The 16,358-nt window shown below is 72.5% G+C and carries 16 protein-coding genes and 3 tRNA genes; 3 read left to right on the plus strand and 16 right to left on the minus strand.

The window, feature by feature from the left end; genetic code table 11:
• Positions 1-53: 53 nt before the first annotated feature.
• A tRNA-Met gene (locus EST54_RS12455) sits at positions 54-126 on the minus strand.
• Positions 127-172: 46 nt separating this feature from the next.
• Positions 173-245: transfer RNA gene (locus EST54_RS12460), tRNA-Thr, on the minus strand.
• Positions 246-426: 181 nt separating this feature from the next.
• Here EST54_RS12460 and EST54_RS12465 point away from each other — a divergent pair.
• Positions 427-1,689: an amidohydrolase family protein gene (locus tag EST54_RS12465; protein WP_129247663.1), complete on the plus strand. Its 1,263-nt coding sequence runs from the start codon at positions 427-429 to the stop codon at positions 1,687-1,689.
• Between the two features lie 89 nt (positions 1,690-1,778).
• Entirely contained in the window at positions 1,779-2,441 is a 663-nt protein-coding gene (locus EST54_RS12470) for an NAD(P)H-binding protein (RefSeq protein ID WP_129247664.1), read from the plus strand.
• A gap of 82 nt (positions 2,442-2,523) precedes the next feature.
• Here the strand turns inward: EST54_RS12470 and EST54_RS12475 are convergent, their stop codons facing one another.
• Positions 2,524-2,916, minus strand: a complete 393-nt coding sequence (locus EST54_RS12475) for a hypothetical protein (protein WP_129247665.1) — start codon at positions 2,914-2,916, stop codon at positions 2,524-2,526.
• A 305-nt stretch (positions 2,917-3,221) separates the two neighbouring features.
• Positions 3,222-3,303, minus strand: a tRNA-Tyr gene (locus tag EST54_RS12480).
• Between the two features lie 188 nt (positions 3,304-3,491).
• Here EST54_RS12480 and EST54_RS12485 point away from each other — a divergent pair.
• Positions 3,492-3,980 carry a YajQ family cyclic di-GMP-binding protein gene (locus EST54_RS12485; RefSeq protein WP_129247666.1) on the plus strand — a complete coding sequence of 163 codons (489 nt, stop codon included), beginning with the start codon at positions 3,492-3,494 and terminating at the stop codon, positions 3,978-3,980.
• A gap of 136 nt (positions 3,981-4,116) precedes the next feature.
• On the opposite strand, the gene EST54_RS12490 is transcribed toward EST54_RS12485, so the two are convergent.
• The 12 genes from EST54_RS12490 to EST54_RS12545 all read right to left on the minus strand — a co-directional run bounded on the left by EST54_RS12490 (position 4,117) and on the right by EST54_RS12545 (position 16,053).
• Positions 4,117-4,509 carry a YccF domain-containing protein gene (locus tag EST54_RS12490; RefSeq protein WP_129247667.1) on the minus strand — a complete coding sequence of 131 codons (393 nt, stop codon included), beginning with the start codon at positions 4,507-4,509 and terminating at the stop codon, positions 4,117-4,119.
• 160 nt (positions 4,510-4,669) lie between these two features.
• Positions 4,670-5,533 carry a zinc metalloprotease HtpX gene (gene htpX, locus EST54_RS12495; RefSeq protein WP_129247668.1) on the minus strand — a complete coding sequence of 288 codons (864 nt, stop codon included), beginning with the start codon at positions 5,531-5,533 and terminating at the stop codon, positions 4,670-4,672.
• A 239-nt stretch (positions 5,534-5,772) separates the two neighbouring features.
• The gene (locus EST54_RS12500) at positions 5,773-7,317 is read right to left on the minus strand and encodes an NADH-quinone oxidoreductase subunit N (protein ID WP_129247669.1); all 1,545 of its coding nucleotides are present in this window, start codon (positions 7,315-7,317) and stop codon (positions 5,773-5,775) included.
• Complete coding sequence (locus EST54_RS12505; RefSeq protein WP_129247678.1) at positions 7,317-8,999, minus strand: complex I subunit 4 family protein; 1,683 nt, start codon at positions 8,997-8,999, stop codon at positions 7,317-7,319. The genes EST54_RS12500 and EST54_RS12505 overlap by 1 nt, the downstream gene beginning before the upstream one ends.
• 113 nt (positions 9,000-9,112) lie before the next feature.
• Positions 9,113-11,110 carry an NADH-quinone oxidoreductase subunit 5 family protein gene (locus EST54_RS12510; RefSeq protein ID WP_129247670.1) on the minus strand — a complete coding sequence of 666 codons (1,998 nt, stop codon included), beginning with the start codon at positions 11,108-11,110 and terminating at the stop codon, positions 9,113-9,115.
• Positions 11,107-11,469, minus strand: a complete 363-nt coding sequence (nuoK, locus tag EST54_RS12515) for an NADH-quinone oxidoreductase subunit NuoK (RefSeq protein WP_093483826.1) — start codon at positions 11,467-11,469, stop codon at positions 11,107-11,109. Before nuoK ends, EST54_RS12510 begins: the two co-directional genes overlap by 4 nt.
• Complete coding sequence (locus EST54_RS12520; RefSeq protein ID WP_129247671.1) at positions 11,469-12,092, minus strand: NADH-quinone oxidoreductase subunit J family protein; 624 nt, start codon at positions 12,090-12,092, stop codon at positions 11,469-11,471. The genes nuoK and EST54_RS12520 overlap by 1 nt, the downstream gene beginning before the upstream one ends.
• On the minus strand, positions 12,089-12,679 hold the full coding sequence (locus EST54_RS12525) for a NuoI/complex I 23 kDa subunit family protein (protein WP_129247672.1): 591 nt from the start codon (positions 12,677-12,679) through the stop codon (positions 12,089-12,091). The genes EST54_RS12520 and EST54_RS12525 overlap by 4 nt, the downstream gene beginning before the upstream one ends.
• Positions 12,676-13,644, minus strand: a complete 969-nt coding sequence (locus tag EST54_RS12530) for a complex I subunit 1/NuoH family protein (protein ID WP_088798433.1) — start codon at positions 13,642-13,644, stop codon at positions 12,676-12,678. Before EST54_RS12530 ends, EST54_RS12525 begins: the two co-directional genes overlap by 4 nt.
• Positions 13,641-15,020: an NADH-quinone oxidoreductase subunit C gene (locus EST54_RS12535; protein ID WP_239013213.1), complete on the minus strand. Its 1,380-nt coding sequence runs from the start codon at positions 15,018-15,020 to the stop codon at positions 13,641-13,643. Before EST54_RS12535 ends, EST54_RS12530 begins: the two co-directional genes overlap by 4 nt.
• Positions 15,017-15,661 (minus strand): NADH-quinone oxidoreductase subunit B, encoded by a 645-nt coding sequence (locus EST54_RS12540; RefSeq protein WP_129247673.1) that lies wholly within the window; start codon positions 15,659-15,661, stop codon positions 15,017-15,019. The genes EST54_RS12535 and EST54_RS12540 overlap by 4 nt, the downstream gene beginning before the upstream one ends.
• Complete coding sequence (locus EST54_RS12545; protein ID WP_129247674.1) at positions 15,652-16,053, minus strand: NADH-quinone oxidoreductase subunit A; 402 nt, start codon at positions 16,051-16,053, stop codon at positions 15,652-15,654. Before EST54_RS12545 ends, EST54_RS12540 begins: the two co-directional genes overlap by 10 nt.
• Positions 16,054-16,358: the final 305 nt, after the last annotated feature.

Consider the following 16,358-nt stretch of genomic DNA (forward strand, 5'->3'; position numbering starts at 1 on the left):
CGCATAGAAGAGTAGCCGATCGGAGGACCGACCCCACAATCGGCTACTGTCAGTAGCGGTGACCGGACTTGAACCGGTGACACAGCGATTATGAGCCGCTTGCTCTACCGACTGAGCTACACCGCTGTGATGCGAGGGGACCCCGCCCGAGGGCGGGAACCTCACACATCAGAGCCCCAATACGGAATCGAACCGTAGACCTTCTCCTTACCATGGAGACGCTCTGCCGACTGAGCTATTGGGGCGAGCGATGAAGACATTACACGGCCCGCCGCCAAACGTGAAATCCGTATCGGGCCGTGCCCCAACGGCCCCGGGCACCACACCGGTACGACTATTTCGCGCCTGCGCAACGCTCTCCCGGCAGCGTCCTAGGCTCGGAAGAACGCTGCGTGATCTTGCACGCCGGTGCTTTCGAGGAGCGCGATGTCCGACAGCAGTTCGCCGCAGCCCCAGCCGGGAAAGCCCGGCGGCGCCGGCCGGTACGCCAGGCCGGAAAGCGGTGCGCTGGTGCTGTGCGGGGCCCGGCTCGCCGACGGCCGGACGGTGGACGTACGGCTCGGCGGTGGGCGCATCGAGGCCGTCGGGACGGCGGGCAGCCTCGCCCCGCAGGGCGCCCGCGTCGACCTCGCCGGCTACCTCCTGCTCCCGGCCCCCGCAGAGCCGCACGCGCACTGCGACACCGCGCTGACGGCGGACTCCGACGGCCCCGCTTCCGGCTCCCCCGAGGACGTCCAGCGGCGGACGACCGAGGCCGCGTTGCTGCAGTTGGGGCACGGCGCCACCGCCTCGCGCAGCCACGTCAGGATCGGCGACGTGCAGGGCCTGCGCTCGCTGGAGGCGGTCCTGCAGGCCCGCAGGTCGCTGCGGGGGCTGGCCGATCTGGCGGCGGTGGCGGTGCCGCGGGTGTTGACCGGGGTGGCCGGTGCGGACGGGCTGGCGATGCTGCGGGACGCGGTGAAGATGGGCGCCTCGGTCATCGGTGGCTGCCCGGACCTCGACCCCGACCCCGCCGGGTACGTCGAGACGGTGCTGGAGCTGGCCGGCGAGCACGGCTGCCCGGTGGATCTGCACACCGACGGTGACGATCCGGCGCGGCTGGCGCGGTTCGCGGCGATGTCGGGCGGGCTGCGGCCGGGGGTCGCGCTCGGCCCGTGTGCGGGGATGGCGCGGATGCCGCGGAGCGTGGCCGCGCGGGTCGCCGAGCAGTTGGCCGCCGCCGGCGTCGCCGTCGTCTGTCTGCCGCAGGGCGACTGCACGGGCCTGGAGCGCTACGGCTCGCGGGTGTCGCGGCCGGCGCCGGTACGGCTGCTGCGGGCGGCCGGGGTGCGGGTGGCGGCGGGCAGTGGGGCGCTGCGGGACGTGGCGAACCCGGTGGGGCGCGGCGATCCCCTGGAGGCCGCGTACCTCCTGGCGTCCCTGGGCGAGGCCACACCGGAGGCGGCGTACGAGACGGTGAGTGCGGCGGCGCGGGCCACGCTGAGCCTGCCGGAGGTGCGGGTCGAGGCGGGCTTTCCCGCGGAGCTGCTGGCGGTGCGCGGGGAGCGGATCGCCGGGGTGCTCTCGCTCGCCTACAGCCGGATCGTGATCCACCGGGGGCGGGTGGTCGCCCGGACCAGCGCGGTGCGGGAGTACTGCGACTCGGCGGCGGAGGTGGCGCTGGAGCTGCCGCGGCAGTCGCAGCGCTGAGCCGCGGCGCTGAGCCGCGGCGGCGAGAAGGCGGCCGCACCCGGCCGGTCCCGCACCGCGTGGCGGACCTTCGGCGTACGGTCGGGATCATGCGCATTGTCATCGCAGGTGGACATGGTCAGATCGCGCTGCGGCTGGAGCGGTTGCTCGCCAAGCGCGGGGACGAGGTCGCGGGCATCCTCCGTCGGCCGGAACAGGCCGGCGACGTGCTGGCCGCGGGTGCCGAGCCGGTGGTCTGCGACCTGGAGTCGGCGTCGGTGGAGGATGTCGCCCGGCACATGGAGGGGGCCGACGCGGCCGTCTTCGCGGCGGGCGCGGGCCCGGGCAGCGGCGCTGGGCGCAAGGACACGGTGGACCGGGGCGCGGCGGCGCTCTTCGCGGACGCGGCCGAGGCCGCGGGCGTCCGGCGCTTCCTCGTCGTCTCCTCCATGGGCGCGGACCGTGAGCCGCCGGAGGGCACCGATCCGGTCTTCGCGGCGTATCTGCGGGCGAAGGGTGCCGCGGACGCGGACGTACGGGCCCGCGCCGGGCTGGACTGGACGATCCTGCGGCCCGGCCGCCTGACGAACGACCCCGGAACGGGCCTGGTGACGCTGGCAGAGTCGACCGGCCGCGACGAGGTGACCCGGGACGACGTGGCGGCCGTCCTGGCGGCGCTGCTCGACGAACCGGGCACCATCGGCCGGACGCTGGAGCTGATCGGCGGGGAGGTGCCGGTGGCGGACGCGGTGCGGGCGGTGGCGGGGCGCTGAGGACGGCACGGCGCGGGGGGATCCGACGGACCACGACGGCTCCCCGCTTCCGCTGTGCGGAGAGCCGTGCGGAGGCGGGGCGTTACCTGTCGATCAGGTCGACGCAGGCCTTGGCGCTGGAGCCCTTGAAGCGGACGCAGAGGTCGCCGCCCGCGAAGGGGTTGCCCTTCGGGGTCCAGCTGCCCTTGATCTCGTCGCCGTGGCGCGTGGCGGTCATCGTGTGGGTGCCCGCGTACCAGTTCGTGACGTAGACCGTCGCCCTGCTGCGACTCGCGGGCGGGTTGGTCCAGGTGGCGGTGATGGTGCCGGGGTAGACGTTGCCGCTCTCGCCGGTGGTCGCGATGCAGACCTGCGGGCCACTCCAGTTGTGGGTGCACCCCGAAGCGGCGGCGTGGGCCGCCGGTGCGGCGGTGAGGGTGGCGAGGGCCACGGTGCCGGCCAGGGTCAGGATCCGGGTACGTGCGCGTGATCGCACAGTCTTCTCCCTATGGGACGTGGGGGGACAGAGAATGCGGCCTGGCACATTGGCGCGTACGCGTCAGCAGGCTCGCTCGGCGATCACCCTAACGATCTTGATTCCGCGGACGAAATGGAGAGCCTGCGCGGCGCCTCGCGCGGCGGGGCAGGCACCTTCGGGGTCGTCCACGGCCCGTCCACGCTCTCCGGGATGCGGCGTGCGGCATCGAGAAGGCGGGAGTACCGCACCGACCGACGCGAGAGCGCATCACAAAGGGCCCCTGGCTTGCGGATTCCGCAAGCCAGGGGCCCTTTGCATTCCTGTGGCGGCGCCAGGATTCGAACCTGGGAAGGCTGAGCCGGCAGATTTACAGTCTGCTCCCTTTGGCCGCTCGGGCACACCGCCTGGGTTTGCTGCCGGGAGGCCCGCTGTGGGCGGTGCTCCGTGGCAACGACGTAAACCATACCCGATGACCGGGGGTGGTCTGCCACTCGATTCGGAAGCGCTGGATCTTGGTCGGGTGGCTAGGCTTGGCAGGCGGTCCGGGACGGGCCGTACCCCTGACGGATCTACGTACGAGGAGCCAACTCAACATGGCCGACTCCAGTTTCGACATCGTCTCGAAGGTAGAGCGGCAGGAGGTCGACAACGCCCTCAACCAGGCCGCCAAGGAGATCTCGCAGCGCTACGACTTCAAGGGCGTGGGCGCGTCGATCGAGTGGTCGGGCGAGAAGATCGAGATGCGGGCCAACGCCGAGGAGCGGGTGAAGGCCGTACTCGACATCTTCCAGTCCAAGCTGGTCAAGCGCGGGATCTCGCTGAAGGCGCTGGACGCCGGCGAGCCGCAGGCCTCGGGCAAGGAGTACAAGATCTTCGCCTCGATCGAGGAGGGGATCTCGCAGGAGAACGCGAAGAAGGTCGGCAAGATCATCCGCGAGGAGGGCCCGAAGGGCGTCAAGGCGCAGGTGCAGGGCGACGAGCTGCGGGTCAGCTCGAAGAGCCGGGACGACCTGCAGGCGGTGCAGCAGCTGCTGAAGGGCAAGGACCTGGACTTCGCCCTGCAGTTCGTGAACTACCGCTAGGAGCCCGGTTTTCGGGTGCCACAGGATGGGGCGGCGCGCTGCGGCGTGCCGCCCCACCTGTGTGTCGGGCGGGTGTGCCGGACGGGCCCCGCAACGGCCCGTACGCGCCTGGGCGGCGCGGGGCCGGGGCGGGAGGTCAGCGCACCGCGAACGGCGCGTCCGTCGGGACGATGTCGCGGCCGAGCGGCATGAGGGAGATCGGGATCATCTTGAAGTTGGCGATGCCGAACGGGATGCCGATGATCGTCACGCACAGCGCGAGGCCGGTGATGATGTGCCCGAGGGCCAGCCACCAGCCCGCGAAGATGATCCAGATGACATTGCCGATCGCCGAGCCGACACCGGCGTCATGGCGCTGGACGGTCGTCCGGCCGAAGGGCCACAGGGCATAGCCGGCGATCCGGAAGGACGCGATGCCGAACGGGATCGTGATGATCAGGATGCAGCAGACGATTCCTGCGACGACATAGCCGATCGCCAGCCAGAAGCCGCTGAGGACCAGCCAGAGGACGTTGAGGATGAGCTTCATGATCAGCAGCCTTCCCAGGGCACGACGGAGAGTGTGTCTGCCGAGCTAGACGCGCTGAGTCCGGTGAATCGTTGCGTTCATCGCGCTGTCTTCGTATCGCTGCCTTCATCATGCGATGAGTCCGTGCGGACGGCCACTCTCCGCTTCCGGCACCGGGCCGTCAGGGGCGACGGCCCGCCTGCCGTTCGAGGCGGGCGATGCGCTCGCGCATCGGGGGGTGGGTGGAGAACAGCCGGGACAGGCCCTCGCCCGCCCGGAACGGGTTGGCGATCATCATGTGGCCGGCGGTCTCCAGGCGCGGCTCGGGCGGCAGCGGCAGCTGCTGGGTGCCGGCCTCCAGCTTGCGCAGGGCGGAGGCCAGGGCCAGCGGGTCGCCGGTGAGCTGGGCGCCCGAGGCATCGGCCTCGTACTCGCGGGAGCGGCTGACGGCGAGCTGGATGAGGGAGGCCGCGACCGGGCCGAGGATCATGATCAGCAGCATGCCGAGGAGGCCGGGGCCCTCGTCGTCGTCGGAACGGCCCACGGGGATCAGCCAGGCGAAGTTCACGAGGAACATCACGACCGAGGCCAGCGCGCCCGCGACGGAGGAGATGAGGATGTCGCGGTTGTAGACGTGGCTGAGTTCGTGGCCGATGACGCCGCGCAGCTCGCGTTCGTCGAGCAGTTGGAGGATGCCGTCGGTGCAGCAGACCGCGGCATTGCGGGGGTTACGGCCGGTGGCGAAGGCATTGGGCGCCTGGGTCGGGGAGAGGTACAGGCGCGGCATCGGCTGACGGGCAGTGGTGGAGAGCTCGCGGACCATGCGGTACAGCTGTGGCGCCTCGAACTCGCTGACGGGGCGGGCGCGCATGGCCCGCAGCGCGAGTTTGTCGCTGTTCCAGTACGCGTACGCATTGGTGCCCAGGGCGACGAGAACGGCGATGATCAGGCCCGTACGGCCGAAGAGGCCGCCGATGACGATGATGAGGGCAGACAGGCCCCCGAGGAGTACGGCGGTCCTGAGCCCGTTGTGCCGGCGGTGCACGGTACGCCCTCCAAGAGGTGCGGCAGGGGAACCCTGTGCTGCGTTTCTCCACTCTCCAGTGGATCCTTACTCACTGGTCAACGCGGGATGAACGGGCCTGGTTCCCCGGTGTGCGGGCGGCGGGCCGGGCAGGGCGTACGGAGGCGCCCCGTGGGGCCGTGCCTCCGTACGGGTGGGCAGGCGGCCATGCGGCCGTCCGGGGCGCCGGGCCTGCCGTGTGGGGCGGGCCGGCCGGTGGCTCAGAGCAGCGCGCCGGAGGCGAAGCGCAGCACGAGCTGCGGGGCGCCGGAGAGGGCGATGCCGAGGACGGCGGCGAGCGCGATGGCGGTGGCGAGCGGGGCCGGGATGTCGGTGCGGTGCGGCGCCTGCGCGGGAGCGGCCTCGGGAGCCCGGGCCGCCGCGGTCTCCTCCGCTCCCCGGAAGAGGACCGTGGTCCACTGCAGGTAGTAGTAGAGCGCGATCACGACATTGACCGCCATGACCACGGCGAGCCAGGCCAGGCCCGCGTCGACGGCCGCGGAGAAGACCGTGACCTTGGCGAACAGGCCGATGATGCCCGGCGGCAGGCCGGCGAGGCAGAGCAGGAAGAAGCCGAGGGCGAGCGCCACCAGGGGCCGCCGGTGGTACAGGCCCCGGTAGTCGGTGATCCGGTTGGCGGGCCGGGTGCGGGCCACTACGGCGGCGACGGCGAAGGCGCCGAGGTTCACGGCCGCGTACATCAGGGCGTAGGCGACGGTGGAGCCGATGGCGTGCGCCGGGTCGTGGAGGTAGCCGGCCGCCGCGATCGGGACCAGGAGGTAGCCGGCCTGGCCGACGGAGGACCAGGCGAGCAGGCGGACGGCGCTGTGGGCGCGCCGGGGGTCCTGGCGCAGGGCCGCGACATTGCCGACGGTCATGGTCAGCGCGGCCAGGACGGCCAGCGCCGGCCCCCAGACACCGGCGTAGGAGGGGAAGCCCTGGACCGTGACGAGGATCAGGCCGGAGAAGCCGACGGCCTTGCCGACCACGGAGAGGTAGCCGGCGATGGGCAGCGGTGCGCCGACGTAGGTGTCCGGCACCCAGAAGTGGAACGGCGCGGCCGCGGTCTTGAAGGCGAAGCCGACGAGGGTCAGGGCGACGCCGGCGCTCGCCAGGGTGGCCAGCCGCGGGTCGGGGAGAGCGGTGAGGGCGTGTGCCACCCGGGAGAGATGCAGGCTGCCGGTGGCCGCGTACAGGAAGCTCACGCCGAGCAGCATCACGGCGGTGGCGGCCACCGAGGACAGGAAGAATTTCAGCGCCGCCTCGGAGGAGAGCCGGTCCCCGCGGCGCAGCCCGACCAGGGCGAAGGCGGGCAGCGAGGCGACTTCGAGCGCGATGACGAGGGTGGCCAGGTCCCGGGAGGCGGGCAGCAGGGCGGCACCGGCCGCCGAGGACAGCAGCAGGAACCAGTATTCGCCGGCGGGCAGGTCGTGGTCCCTGATGGTGTCGACGGACAGCAGGGCGGTCAGCAGCGCCCCGGCGAGCACCAGGAACTGGATGACCAGGGCGAACGGGTCGGCCACATAGCTGCAGACGTCGGGGTGGCCGGACAGGCAGAAGGTGCGGCGGTCGCCGCCCAGGAGCGGCAGGAGGGAGAGCGCGGCGAGCGCGAGGCCGGCCGTGGCGATCCACCCCAGCAGCGGCTTGCGGGCCGCGGGGAGGAAGAGGTCGGCGACGAGCACCACCAGGGCGACGGCCGCGGTGAGGGTGGGCGGCGCCAGGGCGAGCCAGTCGACGGACTGGACCAGCGAGGGGACCGAGCTCATCACTTACCGCCTCCGAGGAGCTGCTGGACGGCCGGGTCGGTGAGGCCGAGGAGGGCCGCGGGCCACAGTCCGGTGAGGACGGTGAGGGCGGCCAGGGGGGTCCAGGCCGCGTATTCGTAGCGCGCGAGGTCGGGCAGGGCGGGGGCCGGTGCGGGCGTGCCGTCCGGGTCCGCGCCGGTCCCGCCGTCCGGGTCCGGGTTGCCGAGCACGGCGGCCCCGGCCAGGTCCACCGAGCCGCCCATGCAGACCCGGCGGACGACGAGGAGCAGGTAGGCAGCGGTCAGCAGGGTGCCGAGACCGGCCAGGACCATGAACGTCAGGAAGGCGGGGCGGCTGAGCCCGGCGGCCGGACGGAAGGCGCCGAACATCGCCAGCATCTCGCCCCAGAAGCCGGCCAGTCCGGGGAGGCCCAGGGAGGCGACGGCCCCGAAGGCGAGCAGGCCGCCGAAGCGGGGCGCCCGGGCGTAGAGGGCGGCGCCGGACGGGGCGGGAAGCAGCGCGGCGGCGCCGGACCCCGCGGGCCGGGGGCCGGGCGCGGAGCGGGCGAGGGTGTCGAGGTCGGTGCTGCCGGTGCGGTCCTTGAGCGCGCCGACCATGAAGAAGAGCAGGCCGGTGATCAGACCGTGCGCGATGTTGGCGAACAGCGCCCCGTTCACGCCGGTGGGGGTCATGCTGGCGATGCCGAGCAGGACGAATCCCATATGGCCGACGGAGCTGTAGGCGATCAGGCGCTTGAGGTCGCCGCCCGCTCCCTTGCGGACGAGGGCCAGGCAGGCGAGCGAGCCGTAGATGATGCCGACGGCGGCCAGCGCGGCGAGGTACGGCGCGAAGGTGTGCATGCCCTCGGGCGTGATGGGCAGCGCGATCCGTACGAAGCCGTAGGTGCCCATCTTCAGCAGGACGCCGGCCAGCAGCACCGAGCCGACGGTGGGGGCGGCGGTGTGCGCGTCGGGCAGCCAGCTGTGCAGCGGCCACATCGGGGACTTGACGGCCAGTCCGATGCCGATCGCGAGCACCGCGAGAAGCTGAACCGTGTGGCTGAGCTGGGCTTTCGGGCCGTTGTCAGTGGCCAGTGCCACCATGTCGAACGTGCCGGATTTCACGCCGATGAGGAGGAGGCCGAGCAGCATCACGACGGAGCCGAGCAGCGTGTAGAGGATGAACTTCCAGGCCGCCGCCTGCTTGTGGGCACCGCCCCAGCGGGCGATGAGGAAGTACATCGGGATGAGGACCATCTCGAAGGCGAGGAAGAAGAGCATCAGGTCGAGGACGGCGAAGGTGGCGAGGGTGCCGGCCTCAAGAGTGAGCAGCAGGGCCACAAATGCCTTGGGTGACGGGCCCGTTGGCATCCTGAAGTAGCTGTAGAGCGCGCAGAGGAAGGTCAGCAGCGCGGTCAGGACGAGGAGGGGGAGCGAGATGCCGTCGACGCCGAGGTGGATACGGATCCCGAGCGCCGGGATCCAGCTGATGTCGGTGGTGGCCTGCATACGGGCCGGGTGGCCGTGGTCGAAACCGGTGGCCAGGGCGATGGCCGCGGCGAGCACGACGCCGGTGACGGTCACGCCGTGGCGCAGTACGGCCTGGTCGGGGTTCTTGCCCCGCAGACCGGGCGGCGCCGGGAGCAGTGCGGCGAGCGCGCCGACGAGGGGCAGGACGACGAGGCCCGCGAGGAGAAGCTGCATAGCGGTGTGATTCACGGGTCAGGCCCTCCTCAGGGTTTCGGCTCCGGCGAGGCAGGCCACGAGGGCTGTCGGCTGGGCGTACGGGGGTCGGCCCCCGGGGGATGGCAGCACGGTCAGGCTCCCGTGCCCGTAGCGACGAGGACGGCGGCGATGGCCAGGACCAGCGAGCCCGCGAGCAGCGCGCCGAGGTAGGTCTGCACGTTCCCGGTCTGGGCCCGGCGGACGGCGGCACCCAGCCAGCGCGGTGCGGCGCCCGCACCACGGACGTAGGTGTCGACGACCTCACGGTCCAGGAAGCGGACGAGCGTGGCCGCGGCGCGTACGGGCCGCACGAAGAGCACGGAGTAGACGGCGTCGAGATGGAAGCCGACGGCCGCATGCGGCTGCAGCGGGCCGAGGAGGAGGCGGCCGGGGTCGGCCGGGTCCGCGGCGCCGGCGTTGTCGCCGTAGACCGCGGCGTGGGTGGCGATGGCCGTCTCCTCGGCGGCCTCGGGGCCGGCGTCCGGGGCGGCCACGACCGCACCGATGGGGGTGCGGGCGGCCAGGGCGGTGGTGTGGCGCCAGGCGGCGTAGGTGACCAGGCCGCCGACGAGGGCGATGCCGGTACCCAGGACGGAGGTGGTCAGGGTCGGCGCGAGCGAGCGTCCGTCGAACCACTCGGGCAGGAGCGGGGCGGCCAGCCCCAGTGCGACGGTCGGGAGGAAGAGCGCCCACAGGACGGCGTTCATCACGACCGGCTGCCGGCCGTGGTCGGGGGCTTCGACGCCCGTGCCACGGAAGGCCCGCAGCCACAGGCGGGTGGCGTAGGCCGCGGTGAGGAGGGCGGTGAGCAGTCCGGAGACCAGGACGGTCCAGCCGGCCGCGCCGGGGATGCCGTGCGCGGCGCCGGTGGCGGCGTGTTCGGCGGCGCCCAGGACGGCTTCCTTGGAGAAGAAGCCGGCGAACGGCGGGATCGCGGCGAGCGCGAGCAGCGCGACGGTCATGGTCCAGTAGGCGTCCGGGATGCGCCGGGCCAGGCCGCTCATCCGGGACATCGCGGCCAGCGAGTTGGTGCCCGCGGCGTGGATGATCACGCCCGCGCCGAGGAAGAGGAGGGCCTTGAACGCACCGTGCGAGATGAGGTGGAAGACGGCGGCACCGCGGTCGCCGACGGCCAGCGCGCCGAGCATGTAGCCGAGCTGGCCGACCGTCGAATAGGCCAGCACGCGCTTGATGTCGTCCTGGGCGAGCGCGGCCAGACCGGAGCCGACCATGGTGAGCGCGGCCATGACGGCCATCACCACCAGCGCGGCCGCGGAGGCCGCGAAGACGGGGAGGAGACGGGCCACGACATAGATACCGGCCGCCACCATCGTCGCGGCGTGGATCAGCGCCGAGACCGGCGTCGGGCCGGCCATCGCGTCCGGGAGCCAGGTGTGCAGCGGGAACTGCGCCGACTTGCCCGCGACACCGGCCAGCAGCAGCAGCGCGATCAGCGTCGGGTGGTCCAGCCCGCCGCTCGCGACGGAGCCGAGGATGCCGGTGATGCGGAAGGTTCCGGCGTCGGCGGCCAGCGCGAAGATGCCGAAGAGGAAGGGGACATCGCCGAGCTTGGTGACGACGAAGGCCTTCAGGGAGGCGGCCCGGGCGGCCTCGGTCTCCCAGTAGTGGCCGACGAGGAAGTAGGAGCAGATGCCCATGACTTCCCAGCCGACCAGCAGCATCATCAGGTCGCCGGTGTAGACGACCAGCAGCATCGCGGAGGTGAAGAGGGAGACCAGCGCGGCATAGGAGGCGTAGCGCGGGTCGTTGCGCAGATAGCCGGTGGAGTAGAGCTGCACGCAGGTCGCCACGACACCGACCAGGACGGCGATCAGCACGGCGAAGCCGTCGAGGTGCAGGGCCAGATCGATGGGGATCGAGCCGGTCGGGGTGAGCTCGGTGGCGACGTCGGTGGCCGGGCCGGTGCCCTGCCCGACGGCGACGGCCACCGCGAGCACGGCGGCGGCCAGGGTCGGCAGCACCGCCAGCGGCCGCACGAAACCGGGCGCCCGGCGGCCCAGGAGAAGGCCCGCGACGGCCCCGAGGAAGGGCAGGAGGGGAACGAGAACGGCAGTGGTCGTGAGCGTCACGCGGCGGCCTCCGCCGTGGTGTCCGGCTGCGGTTCCCCGTCCGCGGCCCCCGGCTTCTCGGCGAGGTCACGGAGCCGGTCGATGTCGGAGCTGCCGCGGTTGCGGTAGACGAGCAGCACGATCGCCAGGCCGATGCCGATCTCGGCGGCGGCGATGGCGATGGTGAAGAGGGTGAGCGCCTGGCCGGCGTGCAGGGTGTCGCGCAGCCAGACGTCGAAGGCGACGAGGTTGAGGTTGACGGCGTTGAGCATCAGCTCGACGGACATCAGCACCAGGATCGCGTTGCGGCGGGCCAGCACGCCGTACAGGCCGGTGCAGAAGAGGAGGACGGCGAGGACGGCCGGGTAGGCGAGATGCATCAGCGCTGCTCCTCTCGGGGGGCGGGGGCGGCGGGAGCGCGGGCGGCACCGTTGGTGAGGGACGCCGCCGCGGCCTCGCCCTCGCCCGACTTGCGGGACAGCACGATCGCCCCGACGAGCGCGGCCAGCAGCAGCACGGACAGCGCCTCGAAGGGCAGCACCCAGTACTGGAAGAGGCTGCGCCCGGAGGCCTCGGTGGAGCCCTGGGCGGCGCCGTCGAGGTTGATCCAGGTGGCACGGAAGGCGTCCACCACGACCCAGACCAGCGCGGCGGCCGAGGCGAGAGCCACGACGAGCGCGGCCCAGCGGTTGCCCGAATCGGCGTCCGGGGAACGGCCGATGGGCGCCTTGGTGAGCATCAGCCCGAAGAGCAGGAGGACGACGACCGAACCGACGTAGATCAGTACCTGCACCCAGGCGATGAACTCGGCCGTCAGGAGCAGATATGCCACGGCGACCCCGCCGAGGGCGACGACCAGCCAGAGGGCCGCGTGCACCAACTGCCGGGTGGTGACGGTCAGGACGGCCGCGCCGAGGGTGGCGATCCCGACAAGGACGAAGGCGATCTCGACGCCGCTGGGCGAAAGGAAGCCGTGGCCGGCTGCGGTGGCGGCGAGCGTCACGTGCCCTCCCCTGGGGTGTCCGGTCGGTCCTGCGGCTCCTCTTCCCGGGCCTCGGCCTCCGCCGCCTGCTGGGCGGCGAGCTTGTCCGCTGCCTTGCGGGCGGCGGTGAGCTCCTTGGGATCCTCGGCGGCCGGGTCGAGCGCCGGCGGCTCGGGCACCGTCCACATCCACTCACGGAGCTTGTCGCGCTCGTGGGTCAGCTCGCGGATGTCCGTCTCGGCGTACTCGAACTCCGGTGACCAGAAGAGCGCGTCGAAGGGGCAGACCTCGATGCAGATGCCGCAGTACATGCACAGCGCGAAGTCGATCGCGAAGCGGTCCAGCACGTTACGGCTGCGCTCACGGCCTCCGGGGGCGGCCGGCGGCACCGTCTCCTTGTGGGAGTCGATGTAGATGCACCAGTCCGGGCACTCGCGGGCGCAGAGCATGCACACCGTGCAGTTCTCCTCGAACAGCCCGATGACGCCGCGGGTACGGGGCGGGAGGTCGGGCTGGACGTCCGGGTACTGCGCGGTGACCGATCGCTTCGTCATCGTCCGCAGGGTGACGGCCAGCCCCTTGGCGAGGCCGGAACCGGGGAAGCTCATGACGAGATCACCACCTTGACGACGCCGGTGAGGGCGATCTGGGCGAGGGCGAGCGGGATGAGGACCGTCCAGGCGAGCTTCTGCAGCTGGTCCTCGCGCAGCCGCGGGTAGGTCACCCGCAGCCAGATGACGCCGAAGGCGAGGATCACGGTCTTCAGCAGCGTCCACAGCCAGCCCAGGCCGTCGGCGCCGAACGGGCCGTGCCAGCCGCCGAGGAAGAGGACGGAGGTCAGCGCGCAGAGGACGACGATGCCCGCGTACTCGGCGAGGAGGAAGAGCGCGAAGCGCAGTCCGGTGTACTCGGTGTACGCACCGAAGATGATCTCCGAGTCGGCGACCGGCATGTCGAACGGCGGCCGCTGGAGCTCGGCGAGCCCCGCGGTGAAGAAGACCACGCCGCCGACGATCTGCCAGGGCACCCACCACCAGTGGAAGGCCTCGATGATGCCGGGCAGCGAGAGCGTGCCGGCCGCCATCGCGACCGACGCCGCGGCCAGCAGCATCGGCAGCTCGTACGCGAGCAGCTGTGCGGCCGTCCGCAGACCGCCGAGCAGCGAGAACTTGTTCGCCGAGGCCCAGCCCGCCATCAGCGAGCCGAGCACGCCGACGCCCATGACGGCGAGGACGAAGAAGATCCCCGCGTCCAGGGCCTGGCCCACGGCGTTGTGCGGGCCTATCGGGATGGCGACCAGGACCAGGAGGTACGGCAGCAGGGCGACGGCGGGCGCGAGTTGGAAGATCCGCCGGTCGGCGCCGGCCGGAACGATGTCCTCCTTCTGCGCGAACTTCACCCCGTCGGCGACCAGTTGCGCCCAGCCGTGGAACCCGCCCGCGTACATGGGACCGAGGCGGCCCTGCATATGAGCCATGACCTTGTGCTCGGTCTGCCCGATGACCAGGGGGAACACCAGGAAGACGACGAAGACGGCGACGAGGCGCAGCGCGATGTCGAGCGCGTCGCTCATGGGGTGTCGCCTCCTTCCGGGTCCTGGGGCTCATCCGCTGCGGGCCGGGGGCGTTTCCCGGGGTCGGGGGTTGGGCGGTCGGCGGGGGTGGCGGCTGGGCCGGAGGTGTCCGGCCCGGCGGGTCCGGCGCCCGGTCCGGCGGGTCCGGCGTCCGGCTCGGCGGGTTCCGTCTCCGGCGCGGGCCGGCCGGACCGCCCGGCCTCCCCGGCCGTCCCGGCTTCGTCGGCCTTCCCGGTCTCGTCGGCCTTCGCGGCCTCGTCGGCCTTCGCGGTCTCGTCGAAGGCCGGGCGCGCGTGGTGCCACGGGGCGTCGGAGGAGCGCGGGGGAGCCGCCTTGGGGGCCGCCGCCTCCGGGGCTGCCGCCGGCGTCTCCTCTGCCGGGGCCGCTTCCGCCGCCTGCTGCTGACTGGCCGAGCCCGCGCTCGCCGACCGCGTACGACGGGCCGGGCGCTCCGGCCGTTCGGTACCCGACGGGGCCGCCGGAGTGGCCGGGGCCGCCGGAGCCTCCGGCGTGCCGGCCGCCTCCCCGGCAGCCTGCTGACTGGCCGAGCCCGCGCCGGCGGTCCGGGTCCGCCGGGCCGGGCGCTCGCCCGCGGCGGCACCGGCCGCACGGGCACCGCCCGCGGCCCGCGCACCTCGCGCCGGCCGCGCGGGTGCCGGCGGCAGCTGGCCCTTGAGCGGGCCCCACTCGTTCGGGTCCGGGACGCCCGGGGGCAGCATCTGGCGGCGCTTGGGCCCGCCGTGCGCCGCACCCGCCGCAGGCTCCCCTGGCTCCTTCGCGCCCGGCCATGCCTTCGCCACCCGCGCCGCCAGCACGAAATCCTTGCGCAGCGGGTGCCCTTCGAAGCTGTCCGGGAGCAGCAGCGGTACGAGGTGCGGGTGGCCGGTGAAGTCGACGCCGAACATCTCGTGGGTCTCGCGCTCGTGCCAGCCGGCGCCCGCGTACACCTCGACGGCGGTGGGCAGCGCGGCAGCCTCGTGCGGCACGGTCGTCCGCACGATCAGCCGGCGGACGGTGCCGGGGCGCGCCACATCCGCGAGATGGGCGCAGATCCGGAAGCCGGTGCCGGGCTCGTCGACGGCGCTCAGCCAGTCGAAATAGCTGCAGCCCAGGTCGTCCCGGGCGGCCGTCAGCGCGGTGAGCCAGCCGTCCGCCGGGACGTCGACGGTCAGCAGGTCGTACGCCAGCTCCGCCGTGGCCCCGGTGCCGAAGATCTCGCTCGCGGGCCGCGGCAGCCAGCCGACGACGGGCTCGGCCGCGGGCGCTTCCGGCTGCTCCGGCGCCGCCGACTGCTCGGCGCTCGCCGACTCCTGCCCAGGCTGCTCGGGCTTCTCCGACTGCTCGGGCTTCTCCGGCTGCTCAGGCTGCTCGCTCATCGGGGCTCCTCCCCCGCCGTCGTCGGCGCGGGCGGCGTGACGAGTCCGCTGCGCAGCGCGGCCGCCGAGGGCCGGGCCGTGCCGCCCTTCGCGTACCGCTCTCCCAGCGACTCGCGGGCGATCTTCTCCTGGAGCTTGAGGATGCCCTGGAGCAGCGCCTCCGGACGCGGCGGGCAGCCCGGTACGTACACATCGACCGGGATGATCTGGTCGACGCCCTTGGTGACCGAGTACGAGTCCCAGTAGGGGCCGCCGCAGTTGGAGCAGGCTCCGAAGGAGATGACGTACTTCGGCTCGGGCATCTGCTCGTAGAGCCGCCTGACCGCCGGCGCCATCTTGTCGGTGACCGTGCCGGAGACCACCATCAGGTCGGCCTGGCGCGGACCGGGCGCGAACGGGATCACGCCGAGCCGGATGAAGTCGTGCCGCGCCATGGACGCGGCGATGAACTCGATGGCGCAGCAGGCCAGGCCGAAGTTGAAGACCCACAGGCTGTAGCGGCGGCCCCAGTTGAGGACCACCTTCATCGGTTCGGGCGCGAGCCGGGCGAGGGTGCCCAGGCGCCGTGGCTCCGGCAGGAACTCGGCCCTGGCGCCCTCGGACGCGGCTGCGGATCCGTGGGGTGCGGGGTTCACGTCCATTCCAGGACGCCCTTCTTCCATGCGTAGAGCAGGCCGACGGTGAGGAAGCCGAGGAAGATGAACATCTCCACCAGCGTCACACCACCGAAGCCGGGGGCGGCGAAGATCGTCGCCCAGGGGAACAGGAAGATCGAGTCGACGGCGAAGATGACGTAGAGGAAGGCGTAGACGTAATAGCGGACCTGGGTGTGTGCCCAGCCCTCGCCGACCGGGTCCACGCCGCATTCGTACGTCAGCAGCTTCTCGGGCGTCGGCACCACTGGCCGCAGCAGCCGCCCGGCCCCGAAGGCCACGGCGACGAAGAGCACACCGATCACCGCGATGATCCCGACGACCGAGTAGCCCTGGAAATAGTCCGCGGCGACGGTGGTGCGTCCGGTCGCGTCCACCACGTCCGCCCCTCGCTCCCTGACTGCGCTTGTTCAACGACTTCGACGATCTGTACGGACGGGAGTCTAGGCCCTGGCCGGGCCGCCCCGATAAGCCGCGTCGTCGCCGACGGTGAGCTTGTCCCTACTTCGCCCTTCCTGGGCGGCAGGGAGCGTAGACCGCACGCCCGGTTGTCTCAGCGGGTGTCTCACAGAGCGGACACAGGAGGGGGTTGCGGAAGCCGGCTGTCCCCTCCCCTGGGCCACTCATCGGGACGGGCCGCCCGGGGGCCGGGGAGGGGACAGCCGGCTTCCGCAACCCACTCCTG

Origin of the sequence: Streptomyces sioyaensis (assembly GCF_004122735.1) — a bacterium.
Taxonomy (GTDB): Bacteria; Actinomycetota; Actinomycetes; order Streptomycetales; family Streptomycetaceae; genus Streptomyces; species Streptomyces sioyaensis.

Excerpts from the sequence above, each read along its gene's own strand:
- EST54_RS12485 (WP_129247666.1), top strand. The coding sequence starts at position 3,492 with ATGGCCGACTCCAGTTTCGACATCGTCTCGAAGGTAGAGCGGCAGGAG.
- EST54_RS12540 (WP_129247673.1), bottom strand. The coding sequence starts at position 15,661 with ATGGACGTGAACCCCGCACCCCACGGATCCGCAGCCGCGTCCGAGGGC.
- EST54_RS12525 (WP_129247672.1), bottom strand. The coding sequence starts at position 12,679 with ATGAGCTTCCCCGGTTCCGGCCTCGCCAAGGGGCTGGCCGTCACCCTG.
- nuoK (WP_093483826.1), bottom strand. The coding sequence starts at position 11,469 with ATGCATCTCGCCTACCCGGCCGTCCTCGCCGTCCTCCTCTTCTGCACC.
- EST54_RS12500 (WP_129247669.1), bottom strand. The coding sequence starts at position 7,317 with ATGAGCTCGGTCCCCTCGCTGGTCCAGTCCGTCGACTGGCTCGCCCTG.
- EST54_RS12505 (WP_129247678.1), bottom strand. The coding sequence starts at position 8,999 with ATGCAGCTTCTCCTCGCGGGCCTCGTCGTCCTGCCCCTCGTCGGCGCG.
- EST54_RS12470 (WP_129247664.1), top strand. The coding sequence starts at position 1,779 with ATGCGCATTGTCATCGCAGGTGGACATGGTCAGATCGCGCTGCGGCTG.
- EST54_RS12490 (WP_129247667.1), bottom strand. The coding sequence starts at position 4,509 with ATGAAGCTCATCCTCAACGTCCTCTGGCTGGTCCTCAGCGGCTTCTGG.
- EST54_RS12530 (WP_088798433.1), bottom strand. The coding sequence starts at position 13,644 with ATGAGCGACGCGCTCGACATCGCGCTGCGCCTCGTCGCCGTCTTCGTC.
- EST54_RS12535 (WP_239013213.1), bottom strand. The coding sequence starts at position 15,020 with ATGAGCGAGCAGCCTGAGCAGCCGGAGAAGCCCGAGCAGTCGGAGAAG.
- EST54_RS12465 (WP_129247663.1), top strand. The coding sequence starts at position 427 with ATGTCCGACAGCAGTTCGCCGCAGCCCCAGCCGGGAAAGCCCGGCGGC.